The sequence below is a fragment of the Pseudoalteromonas sp. Angola-4 genome (genome assembly GCF_028599265.1).
Classification (GTDB): domain Bacteria; phylum Pseudomonadota; class Gammaproteobacteria; order Enterobacterales; family Alteromonadaceae; genus Pseudoalteromonas; species Pseudoalteromonas atlantica.
The window spans coordinates 1-26,708 of the sequence record NZ_JAQREK010000032.1 but is presented as its reverse complement, the minus strand read 5'-3'; the positions used below and the strand labels follow the sequence as shown (position 1 = coordinate 26,708).

General features: G+C 41.1%; 29 protein-coding genes and 1 rRNA gene. 9 read left to right on the top strand and 21 right to left on the bottom strand.

Annotated elements, in window-relative coordinates; genetic code table 11:
- Positions 1–401: 401 nt before the first annotated feature.
- Positions 402–881 (top strand): RNA recognition motif domain-containing protein, encoded by a 480-nt coding sequence (locus PSH48_RS20340; protein ID WP_004588429.1) that lies wholly within the window; start codon positions 402–404, stop codon positions 879–881.
- Here PSH48_RS20340 and murI read toward each other — a convergent pair.
- Together murI and PSH48_RS20330 are read right to left on the bottom strand one after the other, a co-directional pair.
- Positions 844–1,641 (bottom strand): glutamate racemase, encoded by a 798-nt coding sequence (gene murI, locus PSH48_RS20335; RefSeq protein WP_121638082.1) that lies wholly within the window; start codon positions 1,639–1,641, stop codon positions 844–846. The genes PSH48_RS20340 and murI overlap by 38 nt on opposite strands.
- Positions 1,642–1,706: 65 nt before the next feature.
- The gene (locus tag PSH48_RS20330; protein ID WP_029773305.1) at positions 1,707–2,846 is read right to left on the bottom strand and encodes a DUF5610 domain-containing protein; all 1,140 of its coding nucleotides are present in this window, start codon (positions 2,844–2,846) and stop codon (positions 1,707–1,709) included.
- Between the two features lie 165 nt (positions 2,847–3,011).
- Between PSH48_RS20330 and trmA the strand changes: the two genes are divergently transcribed.
- Complete coding sequence (gene trmA / locus PSH48_RS20325) at positions 3,012–4,109, top strand: tRNA (uridine(54)-C5)-methyltransferase TrmA (protein ID WP_273612262.1); 1,098 nt, start codon at positions 3,012–3,014, stop codon at positions 4,107–4,109.
- A gap of 10 nt (positions 4,110–4,119) precedes the next feature.
- Here the strand turns inward: trmA and PSH48_RS20320 are convergent, their stop codons facing one another.
- From PSH48_RS20320 to ccoG, 5 genes are read right to left on the bottom strand one after another with little or no spacing between them, the layout of a single operon-like run.
- Positions 4,120–4,572 carry a DUF523 domain-containing protein gene (locus PSH48_RS20320; protein ID WP_256851909.1) on the bottom strand — a complete coding sequence of 151 codons (453 nt, stop codon included), beginning with the start codon at positions 4,570–4,572 and terminating at the stop codon, positions 4,120–4,122.
- 58 nt (positions 4,573–4,630) lie between these two features.
- Positions 4,631–5,269, bottom strand: coding sequence for a thiol:disulfide interchange protein DsbA/DsbL (locus PSH48_RS20315; protein ID WP_004588433.1), 639 nt, complete (start codon positions 5,267–5,269; stop codon positions 4,631–4,633).
- Between the two features lie 18 nt (positions 5,270–5,287).
- Positions 5,288–5,911, bottom strand: a complete 624-nt coding sequence (locus PSH48_RS20310) for a thiol:disulfide interchange protein DsbA/DsbL (RefSeq protein ID WP_024032543.1) — start codon at positions 5,909–5,911, stop codon at positions 5,288–5,290.
- 30 nt (positions 5,912–5,941) lie between these two features.
- Positions 5,942–6,916 carry a serine/threonine protein kinase gene (locus tag PSH48_RS20305; RefSeq protein WP_248534622.1) on the bottom strand — a complete coding sequence of 325 codons (975 nt, stop codon included), beginning with the start codon at positions 6,914–6,916 and terminating at the stop codon, positions 5,942–5,944.
- Positions 6,917–6,963: 47 nt separating this feature from the next.
- On the bottom strand, positions 6,964–8,394 hold the full coding sequence (ccoG, locus tag PSH48_RS20300; protein WP_273612261.1) for a cytochrome c oxidase accessory protein CcoG: 1,431 nt from the start codon (positions 8,392–8,394) through the stop codon (positions 6,964–6,966).
- A 288-nt stretch (positions 8,395–8,682) separates the two neighbouring features.
- Between ccoG and PSH48_RS20295 the strand changes: the two genes are divergently transcribed.
- Both PSH48_RS20295 and PSH48_RS20290 read left to right on the top strand, forming a co-directional pair.
- Entirely contained in the window at positions 8,683–9,042 is a 360-nt protein-coding gene (locus tag PSH48_RS20295; protein WP_004588437.1) for a hypothetical protein, read from the top strand.
- Entirely contained in the window at positions 9,042–9,248 is a 207-nt protein-coding gene (locus PSH48_RS20290) for a hypothetical protein (protein WP_004588438.1), read from the top strand. The genes PSH48_RS20295 and PSH48_RS20290 overlap by 1 nt, the downstream gene beginning before the upstream one ends.
- Before the next feature lie 32 nt (positions 9,249–9,280).
- Here the strand turns inward: PSH48_RS20290 and PSH48_RS20285 are convergent, their stop codons facing one another.
- The 13 genes from PSH48_RS20285 to gspC all read right to left on the bottom strand — a co-directional run bounded on the left by PSH48_RS20285 (position 9,281) and on the right by gspC (position 21,278).
- Positions 9,281–9,868, bottom strand: a complete 588-nt coding sequence (locus PSH48_RS20285; RefSeq protein WP_054983933.1) for a UPF0149 family protein — start codon at positions 9,866–9,868, stop codon at positions 9,281–9,283.
- 18 nt (positions 9,869–9,886) lie between these two features.
- Positions 9,887–10,645, bottom strand: coding sequence for a type II secretion system protein N (locus tag PSH48_RS20280; RefSeq protein WP_064387295.1), 759 nt, complete (start codon positions 10,643–10,645; stop codon positions 9,887–9,889).
- Positions 10,646–10,648: 3 nt separating this feature from the next.
- Positions 10,649–11,122: a type II secretion system protein GspM gene (gspM, locus tag PSH48_RS20275; protein ID WP_024032550.1), complete on the bottom strand. Its 474-nt coding sequence runs from the start codon at positions 11,120–11,122 to the stop codon at positions 10,649–10,651.
- Positions 11,119–12,327, bottom strand: a complete 1,209-nt coding sequence (gspL, locus tag PSH48_RS20270) for a type II secretion system protein GspL (protein WP_273612260.1) — start codon at positions 12,325–12,327, stop codon at positions 11,119–11,121. Before gspL ends, gspM begins: the two co-directional genes overlap by 4 nt.
- Positions 12,324–13,310 (bottom strand): type II secretion system minor pseudopilin GspK, encoded by a 987-nt coding sequence (gspK, locus tag PSH48_RS20265; RefSeq protein ID WP_273612259.1) that lies wholly within the window; start codon positions 13,308–13,310, stop codon positions 12,324–12,326. Before gspK ends, gspL begins: the two co-directional genes overlap by 4 nt.
- On the bottom strand, positions 13,310–13,930 hold the full coding sequence (gene gspJ / locus PSH48_RS20260) for a type II secretion system minor pseudopilin GspJ (protein ID WP_004588444.1): 621 nt from the start codon (positions 13,928–13,930) through the stop codon (positions 13,310–13,312). The genes gspK and gspJ overlap by 1 nt, the downstream gene beginning before the upstream one ends.
- Before the next feature lie 3 nt (positions 13,931–13,933).
- The gene (gene gspI / locus PSH48_RS20255) at positions 13,934–14,305 is read right to left on the bottom strand and encodes a type II secretion system minor pseudopilin GspI (RefSeq protein WP_024032554.1); all 372 of its coding nucleotides are present in this window, start codon (positions 14,303–14,305) and stop codon (positions 13,934–13,936) included.
- A 2-nt stretch (positions 14,306–14,307) separates the two neighbouring features.
- Entirely contained in the window at positions 14,308–14,892 is a 585-nt protein-coding gene (gspH, locus tag PSH48_RS20250) for a type II secretion system minor pseudopilin GspH (protein ID WP_004588446.1), read from the bottom strand.
- 50 nt (positions 14,893–14,942) lie between these two features.
- Positions 14,943–15,365, bottom strand: coding sequence for a type II secretion system major pseudopilin GspG (gene gspG / locus PSH48_RS20245; protein ID WP_004588447.1), 423 nt, complete (start codon positions 15,363–15,365; stop codon positions 14,943–14,945).
- Between the two features lie 79 nt (positions 15,366–15,444).
- Complete coding sequence (gene gspF / locus PSH48_RS20240) at positions 15,445–16,680, bottom strand: type II secretion system inner membrane protein GspF (RefSeq protein WP_004588448.1); 1,236 nt, start codon at positions 16,678–16,680, stop codon at positions 15,445–15,447.
- Positions 16,681–16,682: 2 nt separating this feature from the next.
- Positions 16,683–18,251, bottom strand: a complete 1,569-nt coding sequence (gene gspE / locus PSH48_RS20235) for a type II secretion system ATPase GspE (protein WP_064387296.1) — start codon at positions 18,249–18,251, stop codon at positions 16,683–16,685.
- Positions 18,244–20,313 carry a type II secretion system secretin GspD gene (gspD, locus tag PSH48_RS20230; protein ID WP_024032557.1) on the bottom strand — a complete coding sequence of 690 codons (2,070 nt, stop codon included), beginning with the start codon at positions 20,311–20,313 and terminating at the stop codon, positions 18,244–18,246. The genes gspE and gspD overlap by 8 nt, the downstream gene beginning before the upstream one ends.
- Positions 20,314–20,336: 23 nt before the next feature.
- On the bottom strand, positions 20,337–21,278 hold the full coding sequence (gene gspC / locus PSH48_RS20225) for a type II secretion system protein GspC (RefSeq protein WP_096042414.1): 942 nt from the start codon (positions 21,276–21,278) through the stop codon (positions 20,337–20,339).
- A gap of 213 nt (positions 21,279–21,491) precedes the next feature.
- Between gspC and hslR the strand changes: the two genes are divergently transcribed.
- The 5 genes from hslR (at position 21,492) to PSH48_RS20200 (ending at position 25,844) form a co-directional block, all read left to right on the top strand.
- Positions 21,492–21,914, top strand: a complete 423-nt coding sequence (gene hslR / locus PSH48_RS20220) for a ribosome-associated heat shock protein Hsp15 (RefSeq protein WP_024032559.1) — start codon at positions 21,492–21,494, stop codon at positions 21,912–21,914.
- Between the two features lie 12 nt (positions 21,915–21,926).
- Complete coding sequence (hslO, locus tag PSH48_RS20215) at positions 21,927–22,772, top strand: Hsp33 family molecular chaperone HslO (protein WP_054983941.1); 846 nt, start codon at positions 21,927–21,929, stop codon at positions 22,770–22,772.
- 260 nt (positions 22,773–23,032) lie between these two features.
- The gene (locus PSH48_RS20210; protein ID WP_004588454.1) at positions 23,033–24,571 is read left to right on the top strand and encodes a phosphoenolpyruvate carboxykinase; all 1,539 of its coding nucleotides are present in this window, start codon (positions 23,033–23,035) and stop codon (positions 24,569–24,571) included.
- A gap of 161 nt (positions 24,572–24,732) precedes the next feature.
- Complete coding sequence (locus PSH48_RS20205) at positions 24,733–25,623, top strand: PepSY-associated TM helix domain-containing protein (RefSeq protein WP_273612258.1); 891 nt, start codon at positions 24,733–24,735, stop codon at positions 25,621–25,623.
- A gap of 44 nt (positions 25,624–25,667) precedes the next feature.
- On the top strand, positions 25,668–25,844 hold the full coding sequence (locus PSH48_RS20200; RefSeq protein ID WP_273612257.1) for a PepSY domain-containing protein: 177 nt from the start codon (positions 25,668–25,670) through the stop codon (positions 25,842–25,844).
- A 773-nt stretch (positions 25,845–26,617) separates the two neighbouring features.
- Here PSH48_RS20200 and rrf read toward each other — a convergent pair.
- A 5S ribosomal RNA gene (gene rrf, locus PSH48_RS21260) occupies positions 26,618–26,708 on the bottom strand; the annotation flags it as partial.

The following is a 26,708-nucleotide window of genomic DNA, read 5'->3' as shown; positions in this document are numbered from 1 at the left end:
AACGTTGCGACGTTGTCGCTAGGGATGCGTATAATACATCCTTTATTTTTCGAGTCAACACTTAATTTTAAACTTTCTTTTTAGAAGATTTAAAACCAAAGTTTTACTTAACTCTGTGAGCAGCTCTGCCTCGCTATGCGTTGGCGTTCCCCGTCTCAGTGGGGTCGCATTATAGGGAGATCCGAAAACAGATCAACCCTTTTTTTAGATCTTTTTACTGTTCGAACAAAAATAGAGCAAAACAGCATAAAACTAGCTAAATCACTGGCTAAGATGATGCTTTTTTATACTGATTTTTATTATTTAATATAAATTTCATTGCTATGTTCGTTTAAGACGTTAAGATAGCAAGTTCACAATGTTAAATTAATGTTTATTTCCTGTTTATTGGTAGATCTAAAATGAAATTACCCGATCAAAAATCTTTTATCTTCTCTGTTATTCTTGCTGTAGTTGGTTTTGTTATTGTTGAGTTTGCTTTAGGCAGCTTAGCTTTAAGCCCAGCATTGCTATTTGGTGCTGGTTTATTAATTGGTGGGATTGCTATTGCTGCAATATCATCGGAAGGTGGTGAAGAAGCTGAAGTTAAAACAAAAACACTTTATGTTGGTAATCTTCCTTATCGTGCAAATGAAGGTGTTGTTCGCGCTTTGTTTGAAGAACAAGGTAAAGTTTTCAACGTGCGCCTATTAAAGGATAAAAATACTGGCAAACGTCGTGGCTTTGGTTTTGTTGAAATGGCACAGGCAGATGCAGACAATGCAATTGCTAAGTTAAACGATAGTGAGTTTCAACAGCGTACTTTAAAAGTACGTGAGGCAAAACAAAAACAAGAAGATGATTCTAGCTCTTTACGCACTGAGACGGATCAATCAGTGTAACGTGCTTTATAGCTAGCTTATTACTCAAAACATCAGCCGTTGCATAATATTGCAGCGGCTTTTTTTTGTCTGTAAATTTATTTCCAAAGTTATGCTGCTCTAGTAGGTAGTTTACCCTGCTAGCAATGGCCGCGCCTGAATCGAGTAATTGCACTGCGTTATTAAAGTACGCTTGTATAGCATCGCTAAGAATTGGGAAATGTGTGCAACCTAGTACAAGTACATCTATATCTGAGTTAATGCGCAAACGCGTAAGCTCTTTATGCAGTTTGAGTGTATCTAGCTGCTGAGTGAAAAATAACTGCTCTGCCAATGCCACCAGCTCAACACTGCTATATAAACTCACTGTTACGTTGCTGGCATGCTCTTTTATTAATGTATGAGTATAGGGGCTTGCAACTGTGGCGGGGGTTGCCAATAAGCCGATGTGCTTTGTGCGAGTTACTTCAGCAGCAGGCTTTATTGCGGGCACTACGCCTACAATAGGTATTGATGTAATTTTGCGTACTTCACTCAAGGCTGATGTAGAGGCTGTATTGCAGGCTATAACAATAAGGTCGACATTAAGCGCGTTTTGCTCAATAAAATAAATGAGTGAGCATAAACGCCCTATAATAGTTTGCTGGGTTTGCGCGCCATAAGGGAGTAACGCATTATCCATAAAGTAGCTGTACTGTGCATCTGGAATACGCTTTTGAATATGCTCAAGCACGGTGGTGCCACCTATACCTGAATCAAATACCATTATGTGGGCTGACAAACTTTGGTTCCTACTGTTTATTAAGAACGGCAGTTTGCCATGAGGTATTTATAAAAGAAAGTAGTTTAGCTTTGCTCAGACTTTAGCGCGTCGAGTGCATCGCCCGCTGAATTTAATTGGTTTAGGTTTTCAAACATTGCCTGTGTGTAATCAACTAGCTGATCGACCGCTGCTTGATCTTGGTTTAGCCACTCTATAATACCGGCAAGCTGATCTTGTAGGCCTAGTTGCGATGCTTTATCAAATGCATTTTTTAGATCGTCATTAAAAGGTGCGATCGCATCGGCTACCTCTTTTGTTGGGTTTGGCTGATATTGCTCATAACTTTTAACGGTAGCGACTGTTTTTGTTTGGCGAAGATCCATTGAAAATGCAACGAGTTGCTCACTGCCTAAGCTCAGCTCTTGTGCTTTCTCAAATGCTTCATCCAAATCACCACTAAAGAATGTTTTACTTACACCTTGTAGCTCTTCCATCATGGCATTAATAGCATCTTGCTCTTGTTCGTTTAAATCACCATTAACTGACATTGAAAATGACAGCTCTCGAGATTGCGACGATGAGCTGGCAAACGATTCGCTGTTATTGCTTTGTTGATACCCGCTCGCTGTTTGAGACTCATATGCATCAGCAAAGCTAATACTGACTTCATCACCTTCGGCCGTTGTAAACTTATACTCGGCATTGCTGCTCATACTTACATATTGTGCTTGGCTTACGCTAACACTGGCCGCTTGTGGGTTAAATAGGGTTTGCTCAAACTCATCAAGCCCCTCAAAAATGCCTTCTTTTGACTTGTCGATGCCCTCTTGCATTTCTTCGTTAAATACACCGGTGCCTTTTAGCTCATCAACCGCTTCGTCTATACCGGTTTGAACACCTGTGCGCGCATCATCTAACATATTTTTTAATTTATCGTCATCGGCACCATTGGCTTTGGCTTTATTAACTGCACCAGATACAAAGTCGAGTACATTTTTTACTATTTCATCAAAATCGAATAAAGGTTTATCGGCTTGTTTTTGCTCAACAGGTAAACCTAGTTGCTCTGCCATTTTGTCGCCAAGCACTTTTGCAGCAAGTTCTCTGCCTCGCTGTAATGAACTTTCTTGCGGAGATTGGATTGTTGGCTGCTGTAGCGCCTCTTTATTATTGAATTTGTTTACGTTGTTGTTTGGCGTATAGCCATAATTACCGATTTTCATGATCCACCTCCGTTACGTACTTAGCTTATTATCGGCTAATAGTGACAAAACTAAAGTGCATGTTTAAAAAAACAGCAACTTTATTATCAGCAAAACTAGACAAATACTGCTCGCTCCCTACAATAGCGCCGATAAATAGATCTCATAGATAAGGTAGTAGCATTAATGGCAGTGATTAAAATAGATACCACACAGTACGATACGCAGCTAAATGAAAAAGAGCAGCGTATTACGTCGCAATTTAAGCGATTTGGTGTGCAAGCGTTAGAGGTGTTTAGCTCAGAGCCAATTAACTACCGCCAACGTGCTGAATTTAGAGTATGGCACGATGGGGATGATCTATTTCATATTATGTTTGATCAGGCCACGAAAGAAAAAATTCGCGTCGACACCTTTGACCCTGCCGCGCCATTAGTTGGTGAAGTTATGCAGGTGATGATTGATAATTTAAAGTCGTGTGAAGTATTACGCCGTAAGCTGTTTCAAATCGATTATTTATCGTCATTAAGTGGCGAGATTTTAGTAAGCTTGCTTTATCACAAACCACTCGATGATCAGTGGCTAACTGAAATAAAAGCCCTGAAAGAAAAACTGAGCAGCAAATACAACATTGACTTTATCGGTCGTGCTCGCAAACAAAAAGAAGTACTAGGCAATGATTTTGTTACTGAGCGTTTAACCGTAAACGGCCAGGAGCTTATTTATCAACAAGTAGAAAATAGCTTTACGCAACCTAATGCTAAAGTGAATATAAAAATGCTGGAGTGGGCACAAGACTTATGTAAACCACTGAGTAATGACCTGCTGGAACTTTACTGTGGTAATGGTAATTTCTCTATTGCATTGGCGGATTCGTTTAATCGCGTATTGGCTACTGAAATATCTAAGTCTTCTGTGCATTCAGCGCAATACAACATTGCTAAAAATAAGGTAGATAACTTAGATATAATTCGTATGTCGAGTGAAGAGTTTACCCAGGCAATGAATGGTGAACGTACCTTTTCGCGTTTAGAGGGGATAGATTTAAAAAGTTACGATTGCCAAACTATTTTAGTCGACCCTCCACGCGCAGGTATGGATACCCTTACCTGTGACTTAGTAGCCAACTACGAGAACATTATTTATATATCGTGCAACCCAGAAACGCTTGAGCGCGATTTAGATCATTTAACCCGTACTCATAATGTTAAGCGCTTTGCGATATTTGATCAGTTCCCTTATACGCACCACATAGAATCGGGTGTTTTCTTACAAAGAAAATAGTGAGTTAATATTATAATGCCAGCACCTTTATAAGTGCTGGTATTTGATTTTCACTAAACACTTCAATTTGATGCTCCATCAGCAACTTAGCAGTCATACCCATGCCCTGTACTTTTACCCCACTATGGCTACCATCGTAAATTGTATTTCTACCACACGAAGGGCTCGACTCTTTAAGTAAAGCAAAACGAATTGCATGCTCATTACATAAGTCTAGGGCTTTAGCTGCACCTGATTTAAATTCTTTAGTTACATCCTCATAAGTGCTCGTTACGACTCTCCCTTGTTTTATCTCTGCTGATGCTCTAGGTGTTGGCAATCCACCAGCCACCTCAGGACAAAACATAACTAACCTATTTTCTTTACGCCATACATTAATTTGCGGGTGCGATAATGCTTGGCTTTTACCATCGTATCGAACAGGTAAGCCAAATAAACAACTCGATATTAATACTTTTTCCATTGCTATATCCCTATAAACAAAAAAAGCTCCTTACGGAGCTTTTTTGTTTTAGCAAATCTTACTTGTTCGCTAAATAGTTAATTAATTTACTAATATCTTCTGGCGCGGTAATACCGGACTCACGGCCTAGGTTTAATTTGTATTTACCATTTACAATAAAGGTTGGTACGCCACGTAGCGCGCCTTTTTCTTTAAAGTAATTTTGGTCACGCTTCATTTTAGAGCTTAATGTACGTACCGAGAAACTTTTGTATAGTTTATCAAACTTATCGCCATCAACACCCTGCGCTACAAATACATCTTTTACATCTGCAAGCTCGTTAAATTTAGCGCGCTTAGTGTGAATGTGATTAAAAATAGCCGCAACAATTTTATCTTTTTGTGGAAGTACTTCCGCAGTGGCCAGCGCTTGGCTCATCATTTGTTGGTTTTCTGGATCGCGAACACCGACAAAATCAACATGGCTCTTTTTAAATTTAACGTCTTTGTCTAGCTTTGGCTTAAACTCACCAATTAACGCTTCCATGTTATTACAAGCAGGGCAATAAAATGAGAAAAACTCTTTTACTTCTGGCTTTTTAGTCGCGCGCTCAGCAACTACATCGTAATGTACGCCTTCTTCATAAGTGGCGGCTACACTGCTCGCAGCCATAGGCAGTAGTAATGCAAGTAAACCTGCTTTAACTAATTTGATCATTGTTATTGTTCTCCGAGATTAAAGTGTTAGTAAAAAAGCAACTAACTCATTCAGTTCTTGCTGGTTATTAATGGTGTTAATGTTTATTTTATATTTATCGTTTACAATAAAGGTAGGCACACCAGTTAGCGCACCTAGTTTTGAATATTTGTTTTGTTTATCTTGCATTGCACGCTCAGCTGAAATAATTGGCATGCTGGCAATGTCTTGATCAAACGTTGCACTATCGATACCATTAACTTCAAGCAACTTTTTAACGTCTTTCATTTGCGTTAAAGGTGCGCGCTGTACATGAATACTTTTAAAAATTTGGTCGCTGATACTTTGTGCTTGACCGTGCTTTTTACCGATTAAGTAGGCGTAGCTTAAGTTGCTTTGCGCCTGTGGAGATACACCACCTAAAAAGTTAACGTGATTTTTTATAAATTCAGTGCCCTCAGGTAGGCTTTTTTCAATTGCCTTTGCAACAGGCTCAAATTTAAAACAATGCGGACAGTAAAACGAGAAAAATTCGGTTACTTGCGGCTCTGCGCTTTTTTCTACATCAATAACAGTATACTGGTTATCGGCTTCAAACTGTGCAGCAAGGGCTGCAAATGGTAAACATAAAAGTAGTAGGCTCAGTTTCAATTTTTTAAGCATTGGTATCTCGTGTACTTTTTAAATAAAATTTTATGGCAATAACTTCAGCGGAGCTTCTTGCAGTGCTGCAAACTGCTCTTTAAGCGCTAAAATTTGTTGCTCCCAGTATTTGTCTTCAGCAAACCATGAAAAGTTCCGTACGAACGCAGGATCACTCCATCGTTTTGCTACCCAACCCATATAGTGAATAATACGCATTGCACGAAGCGGTTCAATTAATTTGAGTTGAGTGTGGTCAAAATCACAAAACTCTTCATACGCATTTACAAGGGTGTCTAACTGTAACAGCTGTGTTTGACGATCGCCACTGAGCATCATCCATAAATCTTGAATGGCCGGCCCCTGACGAGCGTCATCTAAATCAACAAACATAAGTGCTTCGCCTGCCCACAAAATGTTACCTGCGTGGCAATCACCATGTAAGCGGATCTCTTGCACATTTTTATACTGTGCTTGCGCTTGTTCAATAACCAAGTCCAATATGGTGTAAAAAGCCGTGCTGATCCCCATAGGTACCAAATTACTTTTTTGCAGATGAACTTTAGCTGTATGCAAATATTCTTCGCAACTAAAGGTAGGTCTGTGCTCAAATGGTTTGCTTTTAGCCACCTGATGCATACGGCCAATTAAACGACCCATTACATCAAGCTGATCCAGGTTATCAACTTCAAACTGTCGCCCGCCTACACTTGGAAATAACACAAATACATAACCTTGGTGCTCAAATAAGCTTTCTCCGTTGTGTTTAATGGGTGCAACAACGGGTACTTCGGCCTCAGCTAATTCAAATGCAAAGTCGTGCTCTTCTTGTATTTGCGCTTTGCTCCAGCGCTCTGGTCGGTAAAACTTAACAACGTAGCGCAGGCCATCTTCCGCCTTAAATTGGTAGACTCTGTTTTCGTAGCTATTAAGTGCTAATAAACCTGACTCTGCATATATACCAACGCTTTCTATCGCATCGAGAATTAAGTCGGGTGTTAAATCTTCAAAACTAAATTTACTCATGGGCTTCTTAATGTAAAAAGCGGGTTACCCCGCTTTTGTTAGTGTGTTTATCGCGCTTTAAAAAAGTTACTCGGTTGCGATATGCTTTCATCGGGGTCATTAACCGGTGAAAGTACAAAGTTAAACTCCGTCATTGGCGCTTTTAAATCATACGGGTCCATCACAAGTGACAGTGGCACATTATGCGATTGCCCTGCTTGCACTGTAAATGTTTGCTTGCCAATGTACTTAAAGTTTTCAAGGCCTTGAACATTAATATTAAAGGTTTGCTCGTACTGCGCCTTGTTGATTACTTTTAATGTATAGGTGTTTTCTACCAAGCCATTAAAGTCAACTCGATACAGTTGGTTACGGTCTCGTATTATGTCAAAGTCCATAGGCTTTCTAAATGCAATGTTAGCCACCAGCGCACTGGTAAGCACCACCAGTATGACCGTGTAACCTATGATTTTAGCTCGCAGTGGGTTGGTTTTATTTTCAGGTGTTTCGAGATTACGCTCAGTAGTATAAGAAATAAGACCCCGCGGATAATCCATTTTATCCATTACACCATCGCAGGCATCAATACATGCACCACAGTTTATACACTCGGCTTGCAAACCATTACGAATATCTATCCCTGTAGGACACACCTGTACACACAAGTTACAGTCTATACAATCGCCCATTTCTAAATCTTCGTGGGCAATTTTACGCGAACGTGGGCCTCGGCTTTCGCCGCGTTTTTCATCGTACGTTACGGTGTAAGTGTCTTTATCAAACATAGCTGATTGAAAACGTGAATAGGGGCAAATGTGTAAACACATAATTTCACGCATCCACCCTGCGTTAGCATAAGTACACGCTGCAAAGAAAATAATACTTACCAGCGCGTAACCACCTACATTAAAGGTAACAAAGTCAGGGAGTAATTCACGGATAGGCGTAAAGTATCCGACAAACGAAATCGCCGTATATAAGGCAAATAAAACCCAACTGGTGTGCTTTGCTGTTTTTCGCCAAAACTTATCAAAATCCATCGGGCGTTGATCTAGCTTTTTACGCTGATTCGCTGTGCCTTCAAACTTTTCTTCAAACCAAATAAATATAAAGGTCCATACAGTTTGCGGGCAGGTATAGCCACACCATACTCGGCCATAAAAGGTAGTGACCAAAAAGAGTGCAAACGCGGCCAACATAAATATAAAGGCTAATATAGTGAAATCTTGCGGCCACAGCGTTAGCCCAAAAATATTGTACTTTTGGCCAACTAAATCAAATAACACAGCTTGCTGGCCATTAAAATTTATCCAAGGCAAGAGCATAAAGGCAAGCATGCCTAAAAAGCCTATACGCTGTCTAAGTAACTGATGAAGCCCTTTTACTGCGCGAACATAAATTCGGTTACGTGGGTTAAACCTGTCGTCTTGACGGCTTAAATCCGGTTGTTGGATTTTAACCTCTGCAGGTATATTCTTTACTTTAATTTGCTTGTCCATCGAAGTTCCTCAACGCCGCTTGGAAATAAAAACGTAGCAATATGTGCGTATTCTATACTGTAACTGTAGTTCGTTAATGGTAAGTGTGATTAGTTTAAATAATCAGCTGTTTGAATACTTTCAGATATTTCAGAAATATCTAACTGCTGTTGGCTATTATAACAATACTGGCTAAAATTACAGGTATAGATTGCTAATAATTTATTCATCTCAGTTACTTGCTTTTAAAATGCAGTTTATTACACTGCTTGCTAAATTTACCCCATTAAGATCAAGGTTTACGCATTCATGAAAAAGTTTATTATATTGGTCATTCTGATCCTTGCGTTTTTTACTATTGATCACCCATTAGTTAAAGAGCCCCGCGAAAAGCTATTAGGTGAAGGTGTGGGTTTTTTAAGTGATGCGAGCAAAATAAACCGTAGCCCAGCAGCCAATATGGCTAAAAACCGTATTAGCAGTGCGTTAAAGCTCTCTGAGTCTGAACACGAATATATTGAAAAAACCTTTACCACTGATGATTCAGTGCAGTTATTTCATTTACGTTATTGCCGCGAGCGCGACCTAAATTTATATTTTTACGAAGAGCGTTTAAATACAGTGTGTAAAATTGTATCGGATGCATTAGAACAAAAGAGAGCTAAGTAGTGGATTTTTCGCAGTTAAACAAAAAAGCGAGTGACTCTTTTCACAAACAGCGCACAATACTTAAAAAGCTATCGCAAGGAAAAACCTTGCATTGTGAGCAGTGCGGCGAGGTGTTAACACTCGATTTAGCCACCAGCGAGCCGGGTAAAGGCGTTGTTAAGTGTAAAAAAGGCTGCACTGATATTATTTTAGAACTTGGCGCTTAATTACCCTAAGCGCCGTTTAATACACCTAAAGGCTACTCTTCCCACCCTTCATCTGTAATCAGCCCACTGTTTATGGCTACCACCTCAATAAGCTCGGCAAAGCCTAATGCAAAGTCGCCCATTGATTCGTACTGATACTGATATAAAGCTTCGAGTGTCATACTATTTTGCTGCGCAATTTGCACTCTTGTTTGCTCATCAACAGCAAAAAAGCTAAGCGTACTTAGCGCACTCTCTAGTGCTTCTTTGTACTGAGGCTCTAAAGCGGGAGCTGTTAATAGAGGTTGTGCGTATTCTTGAGTAGCACGTAAAAAACCTTCACTCCACGCTTGGGTATAGTCTAGGTCAAAATTGGCGGGTAACTTGTAACCGGTTTCAAATACTTGCTCACTAATTTGATGGTATAACGCCATAAATAAAAACAGTATTTCTTCGTCTAAATCGTTAGCCGTATTAGGCACAATATGCGCTAACCACTGGTGAACTTCTAATGGGCTTGGCGAACAAATAACCCCAAATAGATAGCCTTGGCTTTGTGTTAAGGACATAGCCTGAGGTTGAGTACTTAAAAATGCACTTAATTGCTGTGCGTGTTGTTCGTTAAACTGTGGTAATTGCATTAAATCTCTTTTATTACATTAAAAATTTAGTGGGTAGCGGCCCTGTGCATCGGGGCGGCCTAAAAACTTAACCGCGTCGTGTACATCTTTTGGTAAGCTAGCATCAGGTTTAACATAGCCTGCTACTTTAAAGTCAAAGTTAGCTTTAAGTGTTGCGTCGGCTTCAAGGCCTAACGTGTTATCTGGGTCGACCAAAATAGCTATATCGCCCGACTTACAGCTTAACATGCCACTCAGTGGGCCTATATTAAACCAGCCATTAAAGCCTTTAACATCTATATTTGGGCTGGCAATCTCGCCTTTTAATGACTCACAATAAGGCACACCTGAGGTGTACTCGTTAAGCTCTAAAATGACTCGACCTTTAGCCGTAGCTGGTATAGGTAGTGCAATACGTTGCATGGCACGCTCTACGGTCGAGCGAATTATACCATCGGTAACTTTAACCACATTGTTAAATAATCCGTAATTCACATCAGCATAGCCCGAAATATCGCTACGCTCACGCGGATTACCAAATTTTAAGTTAGCATTTAAATTACCCGTAAATAACTGCCAGCCAGCAATATCCCAGCGTACATTATTTAGCTGCTCGTCTTGATAGCGCACTTGCATCATCTGACCTTGCCATACACTCCCTACGGTTTGCCCTATTTCAAGCTGTTTTGGTAAGTACGGCTTAGCTAGGTCTAACGCAATGGCCGCTGGTAATTTCATTATGCAAAACACAATAAAACTAATAAAAAATACCACTGATAATATTATTATTTTTTTCATTAATTACTTCTCTAGTACTAAGCGGCTTACACGTACAAACCCTGATTTATCATCTTTGCTTAAATCAAGGTTCTCTACTCTTAAGCCATGCTGATTAACCAGTTCGTCTAACCATTCTATTAATTGATTAAACTCTACCGAATCAAGCGTTAAACGTAACGAGTTATCGTTAGGCTGCATTTTACTAATAGTAATACGGTAACGACTACGCGTTGAATTAACCACTTGGCTAATATTTTGATTGCTAATTGCCTGCGTGTTACCCGCCGCTTTTAACTTTACTATGCTTTCATCAACCCATACGAGCAGCTCTTGCTGAGTGACGTACGACTTTTTAGCTTTATCTATGGCGTTATTTAAAGGTCTAAAAATTCCCATTACTAAAACAAAAACAACAAATATACCACCAGCAACCATAATCAATTGCTGCTCTTGCTCTTTTAAAGAGCGCCAGTATTGCATTATTTGCTTTTTCATACTGCACCTCGCAGTTTAATTTCGCCTACGACAAAATCGCCATCGTTATTTAACGACCCTTGTTCAACCGTTAACCCTTGTTGCTCAAGTATACTTTTTACTTTACCAAACGTTTGAAAGTCTTTTGCGCGTGCGCGTATTCGCAGCTCATTACGGCGTTTATCGTAACGTAGGGTTTCTGGCGTAAATTCGCTTACTTGCGAAAAAACGCCAACCAATTGGCTGGTCAAATCTAAAAACCCAGCTTCACTTTCGCCATTAATGGTTTTAAGCGCGCCCCTGATTTGGCTTTTAATTAAGTTAGGACGTACTTTAGTTCCTGGGAATGCTTTTTGGTATCTATCCACTACCTGGGCTTTAGCAAGCTCAACACGCGAGTTTAGTTGATTTAGTTCAACCAGCTTTATGGCAATGGTAGCAAATAAAGCAACACCGGTAATAATGGCTGCGCCCTTCCAATAACCCCACCACAGTGCACTTTTCTTTTTAAGCTGGTACATACCTTGGCGTAAATTAAATTTAACGCTGGGAAGTTGTTTAGCAAATAAGGCCAATGGTAAATCGTAGTCGCTTGCTTGCGAAATTAGGTTAATACATTCAGGAAACTGATTAGCCGGGCTATAGTGCTTTACGCTCGGCTCGCCAAGTGCACTTAAGTAATCCCTTAGCCAGCTATTCTCAACGGCACTAATATGCCAATCGCCTCTTTTAAATAACCACTGATTATTAAGCTCTATGGCGGTTAATGTATCATCGTCGGCTGTAGGCAGTAGCAGGGCATCAGGTAAAATGGTGTATACCGCCAAGCTATGCTCTGAAAATAAAGCAAGCCAAGCCTCAAACCACTCGCGGTCAGTTAAGGCAACTTTAATTGCATGCTGCTCATTAATCATAGTGGGCTCGCCAATTGCGACAAATAGCTCGTCTATATCGCACGCAATATCTTCTTCAAGCATGTACGGCAACGCTTGCTCTAACTTGCGATTCCACTTAGCCGGCAACGCCACTGTTTTAAGCTGCACCTGATCGCTAGGCAGTAATACCACTACCTCGCGGGTTTGCGCTTTTTCACTTAGCTCACTTAAACGGCTTGCATCGGTTAATTCCCCACTGGCAATTATTTCTTGTTCTTGTGGTGAATAAATTAACCAATTTAATTTATCTTGCTCTGTTTGACCCGTGCGGATCAGCAGTATTTCTGTCACTGTACGCCTCCAAATTTTCGCGCCAGTATCGTTACTTCGCCATTTTTGGCATGAAGTAATGTGGTCATCGAAAAACGCAAATCGACAAATGTCGCCTGCGTTTGTAATTTAAAATATTCGCTGTTAATACTAAATAGTTCTTTAACCGAATCTAAATTTGTACCGCCTTGCTGCTGTACCTCGGAAAAAAATTCATCCACGCTATCAAATCCGGTTTCAGGGCGAGCTGCTATAACAGCCTCTGCGCCCGATAACGATAATTCGTCAATCATGGCACTTAAAATAAGTGCTTGTTCGGGAAGTAACGTATTGACGTTAATCGATAATAAGGGAGACCCCGGAATAACACATACAAAAGGTAATACCTTTTCCATTACTAGCGGATTAAAACCTTTTACCAAACGCAGCTCAGAAGGTGATGCAAATAAACTATTTGCGCTCATATAAGGGTAATCACGCGATAAATACTCGTCTTCTTCAGCGCCTGAACGATAGGTAATGCTGTTTTCATCAAGCCAGTCAAATACACTGTCTGCCATTGCTTCTTCGCTTTCCTCGGCAGGTAAATCTTCAATGTTTTCTAATAATGCAAAGAGTGCTTTATGAGCAGGGTTGGTTTTGCTGGTAGAGTTTGGGTCTGGTGCTTCCCCTAATGCATTTAAATTTAAACACGCCTGTAAGTCAGTAATTTTACCGCTTAGAGTACCATTATCTACAGGGTATTGGGTGTCGCCTAGTGTGGCCCAAACCTGATCTAACGAGGTTTTGTCAGGATCATCGTCTTTACTTAACTTTAGTGCCTTTATTGCCAGCTCTTCACCGCCGTAGGCATACCACTTTGCTTGCTGGTGACCTTGCAGGTTAGTGCTTTTTTGAACCTGCACCATTAAATTAGCACTCATTTCTACGGCTAATATAGCGGCCAGTGCAACAATAAACAGCACAATAACTAATGCGGCACCGCGTGATTCGCGCTTATTCATTAATTACTCTCCCCGCTGTTTTTGCCCTGCCCGGGTACTAAAAAAACACGACGAATAGGCTCTGCCTCAATTTGTTGTAAAGTAACCGCAACCGCTTTAGGTAAGGCTTTTATTTGCCATTGCTCTTGCCATTCGTTGTTGGCATCTAAAAATTCAAATTTAAGCTCTTCAATACCTTTTAAAACAACTTGTACCCGCGGCTCCATATTATCAAGCTGATCTACATACACTCTGTATACACGCTCTAAATTGTCATCAAGCACTCTATACCCTACGGCTTGTAACTCAGAACGAGGCAGCAAGTTGATTGGGTTAACCCAGCCATCGCGTACAAATGCAATACCATCGTATTGGCTTTCTAATATATAACGCCCTGCTAGTAAGTATTGCTCTTGCGCATCACCGGCTTCGTTACGTACAGTGCGCTGAGTCATTTGGCTAAAGTCTTGATCCATTAACCTAAATGCGGTTTGTAGGCCGTTAAGCTCCGCTATTTTTTCATCAGACGCTTCTTTTGCTTTGGTGGTTGAGTCTAAAATTTGGTGAGTAGCCATAATCACCACCGCTAAAATAGCCATAGCAACTAATACTTCGATTAATGTAAATCCGCGCTGCTTCACTTATTAGCTACCTTTATTTAAATAAGTTGAAAGCTCGTACACCGATTGCTCGTATTTTTCGTCGCTAAAAACATTTATGGTCACTTTTACAAAGCTTTTGTCTGCAGTTTTTGCTATTTCTTGCTTCCAAAACCACTCAACGCCCGCCATTACTTCGCTGCCGCGCGCGCCATTTTTAGCCTGCCAGTCTTTACCTTTACTACGCTGCACCACCAACACATTTTCTGCCACCCACGATGCATACGTTTGCTCTTCAAGTGTTGTTAAATGATTTATATGCTCGCCGGTTGCTTGCATAGCTGCAATCCCAGCCATAGCACAAATACTTAACGCTACAAGCACTTCGAGTAAGGTAAAGCCTTTATTTAGCCTCATTATTATGGCTCTTTTCGCAAATTAACAGGGGCTGTAAATTCCCCTTCAATGTAATACACAGGCTCGCTTTGCTCTTTTAATTCAACAATAAGCTGAAAGGCGCTGACCTCGCCAGATGATAAAATAAGGACTTGCGGTATTTTTAGTTTTTCAAGCTCTAATAAGCTATCGTCATCGCCGCCGCTCATTAGCTCACGCCAATTTGCTTGCTCAAGTAAGTTCTCTTGTGACCAGGCTAAATCTTCTAAATTGAGCGTGAGTTTTAACCGTTCATCCAGCTCAATGGGCTTGTAAAGGTCTTCGCGGTCAAAGGTAATCCATTTTTCGCCATCAAATACTAAAAACTCAAGGGTGTTTTCCTCAACCATTAAGCCAAGTTCTATTTGATTTAAAATAGCAAATTCAGAGGCCATGTTAATGGTGGTATGCAGCCTAAGCGCTTGTGTATCAAGCTCATCTTCGGCACCGCCTTCTAAGCTGTATACCACCATTTTGGTCGCAAATGCGATAATAGTAAGTACCACTAAAATTTCTATTAAGCTAAACCCACGATGGTGGGCGCGCATACGATTAAGGCTTACTTGCATAGTAAGCCTCGTGCAATCGTATTTAACCATACTGCTGGGTTAAGTCGCATTTATTGCTCGTCTTCGTTCCAGTTGCCAATATCATCATCGGTACCGGCTTCGCCATCAGGTCCCATTGAAAAAATATCAAACTTGCCAATTTCACCTGGGCTAATTAGCTGGTACGGGTTACCCCATGGATCTTCTGGTAATTCATTTACAAAACCACCATCAGGGAAACGCTTAGGAATTGGCTCAATGCTGGTTTTATTAACCAATGCTTCTAGGCCTTGCTCTGTGCTTGGGTAGCTTTTATTTTTAAGCTTGTATAAGCTCATTGCATCTTCAAGCTGTTGAATATCTAGATGTGCTTTATCGATAGCAGCTTCTTCTTGTTGGCCCATAATATTAGGCGCCACAATTGACATAATCATCCCAATAATAACCAATACCACCATTACTTCGAGTAAAGAAAAACCTGATTGTTTATTCACGTAAATACCTCATTTTCCAAAAACATAATTTAATTTGGCGTCATCTAAGTAAATACTAACTTAGCTAACCCCTTAAAGCTTAAAGTCCTACCGCTTTATTCATTGCCATTATTGGCTGTAAAATAGCCATTACTATAAACAAAACAATCACCGCCATTGAGGCAATCATTGCTGGCTCTAATAATTTTAATGATACGTTTACCATGCTTTCAAACTCACGGTCTTGGTTATTAGCCGCGCGCTCTAACATTTGTTCTAGCTCACCTGATTTTTCACCGCTGGCAATCATGTGCAGCATCATCGGTGGAAACAATTTGGTTTGCTGTAAAGCCGCTCTTAGGCTTGCACCTTCACTGACTCTATCGGCAGCATCTGCCACCGATTTTTTCATTTTTTTATTCGCTAATACGCCACCCGATATGCGCATGCCTTCAAGTAGTGGCACTGAGCTTGACGATAAAATACTGAGCGTACGTGCAAAACGCGCGGTATTAATACCCCGCGCTACTTTACCAAAACCAGGCATGTGCAGTACGCGGTCGTCCCACCAAAAGCGAATTTTAGGTTGTTTAAGTGCATGTTTAATGCCTACTGCCAGCGCAGTAATGACTAACAAACTTATAAACCAATAATTTTGTACAAAGTGGCTGCCTGCCATAACCCATTCGGTCGTCCAAGGCAGTACTTGCTTAGTTTTTTCGAAGGTTTTTAAAATTTTAGGCACAACGGTACCGAGTAAAACCGAAACAATACCAATAGCAAAAATAACCAAAATGGTTGGGTAAACCATGGCTTGAGTAATTTGGCTGCGCATGTGTTGGCGCTGTTCGGTGTAATCGGCAAGGCGATTTAATACTTGGTCAAGGTGCCCTGATTTTTCACCTGCGGCTACCATTGCTCGGTATAAATCGTCAAATACATGTGGAAATTCACTCATGCCATCGGCCAGTGTGTAACCCTCTACTACCTTTGAACGTACCGACATAAGCATACGTTTTAAGCGAGGCTTTTCACATTGCTCTGCCACCGCCATGACAGCCCCTTCAACTGGCAATGCCGATTGAATGAGCGTAGCAAGCTGGCGCGTAATAAGGGCTAAATCGGAGGTAGATACGCTGGGTTTAAAAAAACGACTTAATAACGGCGTTTTTGCGCCACTAACTTGTTTTTCCCCTTCAGCTGCAGGGACAACTTCAAGCGGCGTAAGTTTTTTTTCGCGCAGCGCTTGGCGAATTTGTTTAGCTGTATCGGCTTCTAAAATGCCTTTTTGTTCTTTCCCTCGGCCATCAAGGGCACGGTATTCAAACGCCGCCATGGTTAGGCTTCCTCACGGGTAACGCGTAGAATTTCTTCAAGGGTTGTTTTGCCTGCCAGTACGCGGCTACAGCCATCTTGGCGTATGCTTGGGCTTTTTTGGCGAATGTATTTTTCAACACTTTGCTCGCCTTTACCGCTGTGGATCATTTCGCGTATTTCTTCATCAACCACGAGTAATTCATGAATACCAGTACGGCCGCGGTAACCATTAAAGTTACACTCTTCACAGCCTACTGCGCGGTAAATTGTAGGTGCGCTATCAAACGGTACACCTAGCAGCTCACACTCACGTTCATCAGCAGTGTGACCTTCTTTACAGCTATTACATAAAGTACGTACTAAGCGCTGCGACAGCACGCCTAACAATGACGATGACAGCAAGAATGGTTCTACACCCATGTCTTCCATACGGGTAATTGCGCCCGAGGCGGTATTGGTGTGTAGCGTAGACATAACTAAGTGACCTGTAAGCGATGCTTGCACGCCAATTTGCGCGGTTTCAAGGTCACGTATTTCACCGACCATTACTACATCGGGATCTTGACGTAATATTGCACGAAGCCCGCGGGCAAAGGTCATATCTACTTTGGTGTTTACTTGTGTTTGGCCAATCCCCGGAATTTCGTACTCTATTGGGTCTTCTACCGTTAAAATATTACGATCGCGAGAATTTATTTGGCTCATACCGGCGTACAAGGTGGTACTTTTACCAGAACCCGTTGGGCCAGTAACCAAAATAATACCGTGTGGTTTACTAATTAAATCAGCAAACAACTCTCGGTTTTGCGGCGTCATACCTAAATCTTCAAGATTTAAGCGGGCATTGTTTTTATCAAGTAAACGCAGTACTACACGCTCACCAAAGCTAGATGGCATGGTAGATACACGTACATCTACTGCACGCCCTGCAATACGCAGGCTAATACGACCATCTTGCGGAATACGTTTTTCTGCTATATCTAGTTTCGCCATTACCTTAATACGCGATACTAATAACGAGGCAAGCTTACGATTAGGTTTAAGCACTTCTTTTAATACGCCATCAACCCTAAAGCGAATCACAAGCTCTTGCTCAAAGGTTTCGATATGTATATCGGATGCACCTTCCTTAATTGCTTCGCTTAACATGGCGTTGATTAGTTTGATGATAGGCGCATCATCATCGCCGGCTAATAAATCTTCGGTTTGTGGGAGCTCATCGGCAAGGGAGAATAAATCGACCTCATTACCAATATCTTCCATCATTTGTTGTGTTTCAGAGCTGTCGCGCTGATACGCAGCCTCTAATAGTAACTCAAATTTATCGTCAGCTAACTGCTCTAGGGTAAAGCCTTTACCTGCAATGCGACGCACTTCTAGCAATACTTCAACATCTAGCTCGCCGCGGTAATACACAATTTGCTGTTCATTATTTTTACTAAGCAGTACACCCGCTCTGCGCGCATACGAAAAAGGTAAACGCTTTGGAGGCAACTCAACTAAATCGTTACTTGTAAGTAACTCCTCAGAGCGTGTTTCATCACTACGATGAACCACGTCTTCGTTTATTTGTTCTATTGCGCTAGTCATCTTCACGCTCTGCACGTTCTTTAGAGCTCAATGCTTTTAAGTGCTCTTCATAAGTTGGTGGCAGAATAAGCTCATCATCCCAAGATGGAAGTAAAGGAACATCTGAATTTGGCATAAGCTCTATACCATCTTCTTTCTCTTTCATTTGCTCGCCACGAATAAAGTTATACTTATTAAAGCTTAACTTATTCATATTAACGCCATCGCGAATAATAGTTGGGCGAATAAATACAATAAGATTACGCTTACGTTTGGTCGTATTTGTTGACTTGAATAAGTGACCTAAAATTGGAATATCACCTAAAATTGGTACCTTAGATACACTTTCTTGCACGTCTTCATCAATTAGGCCGCCTAACACAACCATACCGCCATCATCAGCCATAACGGTTGTGGTAATGGCGCGCTTATTAACAGAAATATCAACAGCGGTTGCACCACTTACACTCGATACTTCTTGTTCAATTAATAATTGTACTGCTGAGCCATCGTTAATTTGTGGGGTTACTTTTAGTTTTACACCCACTTCTTGGCGTTCAATGGTTTGAAATGGATTATCGTTATTACTGCCTGTTTGCGAACCAGTAATAATGGGCACTTCTTGACCCACTATCATCGACGCTTCTTCGTTATCCATGGTGGTAATGGAAGGTGTAGCCAGTATGTTTGAGTTAGTGTCAGTTGAAACGGCCTGAATAATTGCACCCCAGTCGTTTTTAACTAAACCAAACGCTAAGCCATTAACACCACTTAGTAGCGAGGCAAGTGCCGAATAATCACCCTCAGTTGTTTCATCGTAGCTGGTTACGTTACCTGATTCTGTGCCTATTATTGTTTGTGTGGTTGTGGTGTCTTGCGCTTGAATACCTGCAACCGCTAATGAGCCTACAGGCACAGTTGAGCCATTATTAAACTGCAACATACCGCCATCTTCCGAAATCCATTGCGTACCTAAGTTAACGCCATCCGATTCCATTACTTCAACAATAATCGCTTCTACAAGTACTTGCGCACGGCGAATATCGAGCCTATCAATCACGGTCTCTAATGAGCGCATGGTATCGGGCTGTGCCGTAATAACTAATGAGTTTGAGTCAGGGTGTGCTTCAATACTGGCATCGTTTTTATTGTTTGTACGAGTTTTACTTGTGCCTTGGCCATCTTCTGCAAGCGTTTTACTTACGCCTTGCAGTACTTTTACTAAATCCTCTGCTTTGGCGTAGTTTAAGTAAAATACTTTGGTATTACCTTGGCTTTCAAGTTCGCCATCTAGGCGCTTAATTAGTTCTATAGCACGGGTACGGGCTTGCCCTTCACCGCTTACTATTACGCTATTAGTACGGCCATCGGCAACCACCTTAGGGATCAAAAATTCAGGAACGCTGCCTTTACCGCTGTCTTTGTAAATATTTTCAACAACCGATACTACATCGTCTGCCGTTGCATATTTAAGCTTAACAATATCTACACGCTTATCACCGGCTTGATCCACCGAGCGAATAATTTCTACTAAGCGATTAACCGACGCTGCATGACCAGTAAGCATCATGACATTGGCAGCATTAAAGTTTGCTACATGGCCACCGTCTTTTTGGTCGCTAAATTGACGTACTAATGGGCCAAGCTCTTGAACACTTACATTTTTAACGCGTACCACACGGGTGATCATCATATCGCCCGATGCAGCGCTGTTTTCTGTAATTAGCGGCACATTTGATTTTTTAGCGTCAGAGCTTTTTTCAATCTTGATAATACCGTTGTCCATTTCTACTGCTGAGTAGCCATACACTTCGAGTACATTTAAGAAAAATTGGTAGTACAGCGCTTCATCCATTAACTCATAACTGCGTACGTTTACTTTACCGCGCACATTTGGGTCAATGATCACTGTTTTATTAAGGTTTTTACCAACAATATTTATAAACTCGTTGATATCTGTGCCTTTAAAGTTTGCAGCATATTCAACAGCTGAAACCGACAACGAAATACTGGCTGCTAAAAAAAGCGCTGCGTACTTAGCTAACCCTTTTTTAATTTTTTTGAGGTGTAGCACCTGAACCATTATGTTAAAACTCCAAAGCTAAGTTATTGCAGGCTAAATTGCACATCGATTTGCTCACCGTCACGTTCTATCGTAATTGTGGCATCGCTGGTATTACGCAGCTCATTAATAGCTGCCATTGCCTGTTGTAAATCTGTTAATTGGTAACCGTTAATAGCCACGGCTAAATCATTATTTTGTAGGCCCATTTGTTTAAACAGAGCAGGCTCTTTACCTGGGCTTAAACGATAGCCGATTAACTCGCCATCGCTCATTGCTTGTGAAACACGAATATAATCAAATAACTTACCAGGCTCACTTAGTAGCTCTTCTCGTGTTTCTATTATTGCTTCTTTTACATCTGGGTCAGCGGTTGCGTTAATTTGCAACTCGCTTTGTTCTATTTTTTGCGGCCCCATGTCTTGTGCTTCGCGAGCGGCAAGCACAGGCATAGACACTTTTTTACTAAAGTCGAGACCATCTAGCATTAGCGTTTCAAATCGGCCGTTTACACTTAAAATAACGCGATCGGGAAGTATTTGCGCAACCTCTGCACGGGTGCCTTGTACAACCTCTTCAACTAAGTAACTAACTTGTCGCCCCTGTGACTCAATAATAGCAATACCTGCCTTATCGTCGTTACTTACAGCAACAATACCGGTTAGATTAATACTTAAGCGTGTTTCTGGCGCATTATTAATTACTTCGTTTTGCTGCGCAGTATTAGTTTTATTTGTTACAGTTTTTTTACCAAATAAAAATTGCTCTATAATATTTTGTACTGAGGTAGTACTAGAAGCCTTCGATCCGGCTGAATAGTGAGATGGAGTAAGCGGTGTAGAGACCGGTTGTGGCCATACCAGCCATACTAATTTTGAGAGTAAATAAGCAAGATAAACAACGACTAACAGCGTAACTACTGCGCTTAATTTAGCATGGGGTAGCCGTGTTAAAAATTGTTTAAGCTGTTGAATTTGCTGTTCCATAATAATGTTCTTATTTTAATTTACTGCATAAGCGCGTACCCATAGTACCCTTTCATTTTTCATTCAACAAGCACACTAATATTAAACTTTGTAAACAGATTAATATAACAATGTAATGTTGACTAAAAAACCAGCACGCGCCGTAATACCTTCATCCTACGATGATTTCATGATAAATTTTACGATATATAAATAGTCGATTGAAGAAGCCTAATGAGTAAAAAAAATAATACTAATGCCGACTCAGACCACAACAGTGAGCCAAAAGTTCGATTAGATAAATGGTTATGGGCTGCGCGCTTTTATAAAACCCGTGCGCTTGCACGCGAAATGGTGCAAGGCGGCAAAGTACATTATAATGGGCAACGTACTAAAGCGAGTAAAATTGTGGAGGTTGGCGCAACCATAAAACTTGCCCAAGGCGTTGATGAAAAGCTTATCAAGGTACTTAAAGTGCTTGAAAAACGCCAAAGCGCCCCCATTGCACAGACCTTGTATCAAGAAACTGATGCAAGTATTGCAAAACGCGAAGAAAACGCCATCGCACGCAAAAATAACAGCTTCTTTGCTCCACATCCGGATAAAAAGCCCGATAAAAAGCAACGACGCGAACTTTTAAAAATGAAATCAAGTTAGGTATAGCCGCTCATGCAACAAGATTTACTTCACCGTTATTTATTCGACAAACTCGATGTTCGTGGCGAACTCGTTCAAATTGAGCACGCCTACAACGAGATGATAGCTAATCACAATTACCCTGAGCCAGTTAAAGCATTATTAGGTGAATTACTCGTTGCAACGTGTTTATTAACTGCCACTTTAAAGTTTGAGGGTGAAATAGCCGTTCAGCTACAAGGCGATGGCCCTGTTAAATACGCTGTTATTAACGGCGACGATAAACAAAATATGCGTGGTATTGCGCGCATGCAAAGCGAGGTTAGCGGCACAACGGTAAAAGAGCTTGTAGGTAAAGGTTATATGGTTATTACCATTACTCCAACCAAAGGCGAACGTTATCAAGGCATAGTGCCTCTTGAGCACGATACATTAAGTAAATGTATTGAAAGCTACTTTGAGCAATCAGAACAGCTAAAAACACGCCTTTGGTTTGCAACCGACACAACAGAAGGGAAAGCCAAAGCCTGTGGGTTGTTTTTACAAGTACTGCCTGTTGATAAGCAAAAATCAATTAATGACTTTACTCACTTAGAAGCCTTAAGCGATACAATTAAACGCGAAGAGCTATTAGAGCTTGATGCCAGTACCGTATTAACGCGCTTATATCACGAAGATAACCCGCGCGTATTTGACCCGCAAGCTATTACATTTAAATGTGGCTGTAGTAGAGAGAAAACCATTACTGCTTTAGTTAATGTAGGCCAACAAGCATTACTTGATGATGTTGCTGAAAATGGCGCTGTTAACATTAGCTGCCATTATTGCCTAAAAGAATATGTTTTTGACGAGCAAGATATTAAAAACATTTTTAATTAGCCCCCACCTCATAATCAAATATAAAGCCGCAAAATATGCGGTTTTATATTATAAAATGATGATACCGGTGTCATGAATTTTGTTAATTTACTGACACCGGTATCATTGAAATTATTCATGTTTTTTAGCAAATATATGTGTTTTTAGGGCCTTTACAGGCTCGAATATCTCAAATCCTTCTGTTACTATAATTTCAGCTTAAGGGAACTAAGAACCCAGAGCTATCCCGTTCAAACTCTCACACATAGTTAGGTATAAACATGACTACAAGCGCAACACGTTTTGTCGATTTAACCGCAGCTGAACTTGTCGAGCATGCGATTCGTCGTGGCGAAGGGACACTAGCCGCAAATGGAGCCTTTGTTGCAATTACAGGCAAGCGCACTGGTCGCTCTCCTAAAGATCGCTTCATTGTAAAAGAAGCAACAACGCAAGATGATATCCAATGGGGCAATGTAAACCGCCCATTCGATGCTGACAAATTTGACGCTTTATGGGCTCGCGTAGAAGCACATGTGCAAAGTAATGACCACTTCACCTCTCACTTAGAAGTTGGCGCAGACCCTGAGCACTATCTACCTGTAGTTGTTACTACAGAAACAGCGTGGCACCATATTTTTGCTAAAAACATGTTTATTGAGCCTAAAAACTATAATGCATCTGATTTACCCCAATGGCAGGTAATGAATGTGCCTTCGTTTGTTTGTGACCCACAACGTGATGGCACCAACAGCGACGGCACTGTTATTATTAACTTTGCTCAACGCAAAGTGTTACTTGCTGGTATGCGTTATGCCGGTGAAATGAAAAAATCGATGTTCTCCGTTCAAAACTTTCTTCTTCCAGCAAAAGGTGTATTACCAATGCACTGCTCTGCTAATGTAGGAGAAGCGGGTGATACAGCACTATTCTTTGGTTTATCGGGTACTGGTAAAACAACTTTATCGGCCGACCCAACACGCTTTTTAATTGGTGACGACGAACACGGTTGGGCACCAGGAAGCGTATTTAATATCGAAGGTGGCTGTTACGCAAAATGTATCGACCTCTCACAAAAAAATGAGCCAGTAATTTGGAATGCTATTCGCTTTGGTACAATTTTAGAAAACGTTGTACTTGATGAAACACGCACACCTGACTTTAACGATACAAGCTTAACGCAAAATAGCCGTGCTGCTTACCCGCTAGAGCACGTAGAAAAGCGCAAAGTTGAAAACCGTGCTGGCGAGCCAAAAGCTGTTGTATTTTTAACCTGTGATGTGAGCGGTGTTTTACCGCCGGTTTCTGTACTTAGCGAAGAAGCCGCTGCTTTTCACTTTTTAAGTGGTTACACAGCTAAAGTAGGCTCTACAGAGATTGGCTCAACTAGCGATATAGAATCTACGTTCTCAACGTGTTTTGGCGCCCCTTTCTTCCCTCGCCCTGCAGGTGTTTACGCTGAGCTGCTTATGAAGCGTGTACGCGAATTTGGGGCAAAGGTTTACCTTGTTAATACAGGGTGGACAGGCGGCCCATACGGTACCGGTGAGCGTTTTGATATTCCAACTACCCGCGCTGTAATAGATGCAATCGTATCTGGTAAATTAGCCAATGTAGAAACTCAGCATATCGATGTATTAAATCTAGACGTACCAGTGGAGGTCCCTGGTGTGGATAGCAAGCTACTTAACCCAATTAATACATGGGAAGATAAAGCAAAATATAATGAATATGCAGCAAAACTTGCCGCTGACTTCACTGAAAACTTCGCTAAATACGATGTATCAGATGATATTAAAAATGCAGGCCCAAAAGCATAATTAATTACCAACCCTGATTTAAACGCCAGCCTATAAAGCTGGCGTTTTTGTTTGCTAAGCTAATTATTTTATTGCTGCGACATTTTGTCGCAGCTCTCTTCTATTAAACAAAGATACAATGCGCCTTCCCTTTACTGCATATTTTTAATGGTCACTCTTTTATGCGTTTTAATGGTTCATGGCGAAAAATAGCAAGACGTGTACATTTATACCTAGGATTATCTATTGGAGGTGTACTCGCACTCATTGCTCTAACGGGTTCTATACTCGTTTATTACCCCGAACTAGATGAAAATATAAGTAATTTAAGTACAGAAACAGTGAAGCCTATAAGTTGGGATACCGCATATCAAACGTTAAAAACTCACTACCCAGATAAACGAGGCTCGTGGCGTTTAGAAAGCACCAAAGATAAACATTATATTCCCGCAAGATATTACAACCAAAACGAAACAGTGGATCACGCTTTTGCACCACTTATGGTTTGGCTAAGCCCTGATGGCAGGCTTATATTACGTGAGGATGTATGGGGTAACTACTTTGTTACCTGGATTTATAACGTACACTTCTCGTTACTTGCAGGTAGCACTGGTACAATCGTTATAGGCTATATAGGAATAGGTAGCCTTATACTCCTCATATCAGGCCTATGCGCTTGGTGGCCTAAAAAAGGGCAATGGGCTAAGTCATTAAAGTTTAAAGCGCGCAGCTCTTTTCTGGGCTTGTTATATGACTGGCACAAGTTGCTTGGTTTAATTTTTGCTCTGCCTTTAATCCTATTAACAGCAACCGGTATAATGTTAGCAATACCCAAGCAAACCGATCCTTTGATAACAGCCCTGCTTGGAAATATAGATAAACCTAACAGCGCAATAATAAAACCCCAGCGCAGTATTTCCTTATCAGCAGCACTTAGTACAGCACAAGAGGCCATGCCAAATACACGGCTAGCATGGGTAGAAACCCCGTCAAATCACAATGCGGTATATCGGTTTAGGTTCAAAACCAAAGCGATCCCTCTTATCGCTTTCCTCACAGTTATGTGCAAGTAAATGCAAGCACAGGAGAGCTCATAAGTGTTTTTAATATAGATAAGATGAGCATTGCCAGTAAATTTAAAAACTGGTTGCATCCACTTCACAATGGCAGCATTGGCGATCAGCCATTACGAATTTTATGGGTTTTATCAGGTGTAGCCACCGCTTTATTATTTGCCCTGGGGCTTTTTAGGTGGCTCATTAAAACGAAACGATTTAAATACACTATAAGCTAATGACAAAGCTTATTTAAAATATCAAACGAGCCCTTTACAACCTAAACCTGCTTGTATAGCTAGCTACGTCATAAGTTACGAGCTGCTTACGCAGCGTAAATAAAAGCAAAAGCTATATAGATAGTCAAACCGCTTTATACCAAACTTAAGGTGCTACGCTTGATAATAAGCTAAGCCCTATGAACTGTTTAAAATTAATTCATTACTTTAAGTTATATTGCGTGCTTTAATCGCGGGCTTCGTGAGCCTCAATCCACGCTACGGAGGAGTGTCGGAACTATATAACGGCAGGTATTTCACTTTTCTAGAGCAGTAGAAATAATGCTTCATTTCTCAAGCAGTTTTCTGGTATTGGGAATAGGTGTGCTACGCTGTCAAATGTCGTGCGGACTAAGGTACGCATATATAAAAACACTATATTTACCATACAAAGATGTGCGGCGAGCCTTATCCGCGGGTTTCGTGATACTCAACCCACGCTACGGGGGAGTGGCGGAACTATATAATGGCAGGTATTTCACTTTTCTGAAGACATAAAAAAGCCCGGCTTTTTCGAGTCGGGCTTTCTTGTATTTGGAGCCTGGCGATGTCGTAGTGCCCACAGCGGTAGAGAGTCACATAGCAAATGGGACATTATCATTGCGTCGGGTGTCGCTTCGCTCGCCCGACCTACATTTTAGGTTTAAAAGTGAATTCATTACGAGTGCTTTTTTCACTTTCCTGCGGACGTAAAAAAGCCCGGCTCTTTCGAGTCGGGCTTTCTTGTATTTGGAGCCTGGCAATGTCCTACTTTCACATAGCAAATGCTACACTATCATCGGCGCTGTTTCGTTTCACTACTGAGTTCGGCATGGGGTCAGGTGG

What these genes read in the sequence shown, in the direction of transcription:
- gspC (WP_096042414.1), bottom strand. Translation starts at nt 21,278, where the DNA reads ATGGAACAGCAAATTCAACAGCTTAAACAATTTTTAACACGGCTACCC.
- gspK (WP_273612259.1), bottom strand. Translation starts at nt 13,310, where the DNA reads ATGAATAAGCGCGAATCACGCGGTGCCGCATTAGTTATTGTGCTGTTT.
- PSH48_RS20320 (WP_256851909.1), bottom strand. Translation starts at nt 4,572, where the DNA reads ATGGAAAAAGTATTAATATCGAGTTGTTTATTTGGCTTACCTGTTCGA.
- gspH (WP_004588446.1), bottom strand. Translation starts at nt 14,892, where the DNA reads ATGCAAGTAAGCCTTAATCGTATGCGCGCCCACCATCGTGGGTTTAGC.
- PSH48_RS20205 (WP_273612258.1), top strand. Translation starts at nt 24,733, where the DNA reads ATGCGTTTTAATGGTTCATGGCGAAAAATAGCAAGACGTGTACATTTA.
- PSH48_RS20280 (WP_064387295.1), bottom strand. Translation starts at nt 10,645, where the DNA reads ATGAAAAAAATAATAATATTATCAGTGGTATTTTTTATTAGTTTTATT.
- hslO (WP_054983941.1), top strand. Translation starts at nt 21,927, where the DNA reads ATGCAACAAGATTTACTTCACCGTTATTTATTCGACAAACTCGATGTT.
- PSH48_RS20295 (WP_004588437.1), top strand. Translation starts at nt 8,683, where the DNA reads ATGAAAAAGTTTATTATATTGGTCATTCTGATCCTTGCGTTTTTTACT.
- PSH48_RS20330 (WP_029773305.1), bottom strand. Translation starts at nt 2,846, where the DNA reads ATGAAAATCGGTAATTATGGCTATACGCCAAACAACAACGTAAACAAA.
- PSH48_RS20310 (WP_024032543.1), bottom strand. Translation starts at nt 5,911, where the DNA reads ATGCTTAAAAAATTGAAACTGAGCCTACTACTTTTATGTTTACCATTT.
- ccoG (WP_273612261.1), bottom strand. Translation starts at nt 8,394, where the DNA reads ATGGACAAGCAAATTAAAGTAAAGAATATACCTGCAGAGGTTAAAATC.
- gspD (WP_024032557.1), bottom strand. Translation starts at nt 20,313, where the DNA reads ATGGTTCAGGTGCTACACCTCAAAAAAATTAAAAAAGGGTTAGCTAAG.
- PSH48_RS20210 (WP_004588454.1), top strand. Translation starts at nt 23,033, where the DNA reads ATGACTACAAGCGCAACACGTTTTGTCGATTTAACCGCAGCTGAACTT.
- PSH48_RS20200 (WP_273612257.1), top strand. Translation starts at nt 25,668, where the DNA reads ATGAGCATTGCCAGTAAATTTAAAAACTGGTTGCATCCACTTCACAAT.
- gspI (WP_024032554.1), bottom strand. Translation starts at nt 14,305, where the DNA reads ATGAGGCTAAATAAAGGCTTTACCTTACTCGAAGTGCTTGTAGCGTTA.
- gspE (WP_064387296.1), bottom strand. Translation starts at nt 18,251, where the DNA reads ATGACTAGCGCAATAGAACAAATAAACGAAGACGTGGTTCATCGTAGT.
- trmA (WP_273612262.1), top strand. Translation starts at nt 3,012, where the DNA reads ATGGCAGTGATTAAAATAGATACCACACAGTACGATACGCAGCTAAAT.
- PSH48_RS20315 (WP_004588433.1), bottom strand. Translation starts at nt 5,269, where the DNA reads ATGATCAAATTAGTTAAAGCAGGTTTACTTGCATTACTACTGCCTATG.
- hslR (WP_024032559.1), top strand. Translation starts at nt 21,492, where the DNA reads ATGAGTAAAAAAAATAATACTAATGCCGACTCAGACCACAACAGTGAG.
- PSH48_RS20285 (WP_054983933.1), bottom strand. Translation starts at nt 9,868, where the DNA reads ATGCAATTACCACAGTTTAACGAACAACACGCACAGCAATTAAGTGCA.
- PSH48_RS20305 (WP_248534622.1), bottom strand. Translation starts at nt 6,916, where the DNA reads ATGAGTAAATTTAGTTTTGAAGATTTAACACCCGACTTAATTCTCGAT.
- PSH48_RS20340 (WP_004588429.1), top strand. Translation starts at nt 402, where the DNA reads ATGAAATTACCCGATCAAAAATCTTTTATCTTCTCTGTTATTCTTGCT.
- gspM (WP_024032550.1), bottom strand. Translation starts at nt 11,122, where the DNA reads ATGAAAAAGCAAATAATGCAATACTGGCGCTCTTTAAAAGAGCAAGAG.
- gspF (WP_004588448.1), bottom strand. Translation starts at nt 16,680, where the DNA reads ATGGCGGCGTTTGAATACCGTGCCCTTGATGGCCGAGGGAAAGAACAA.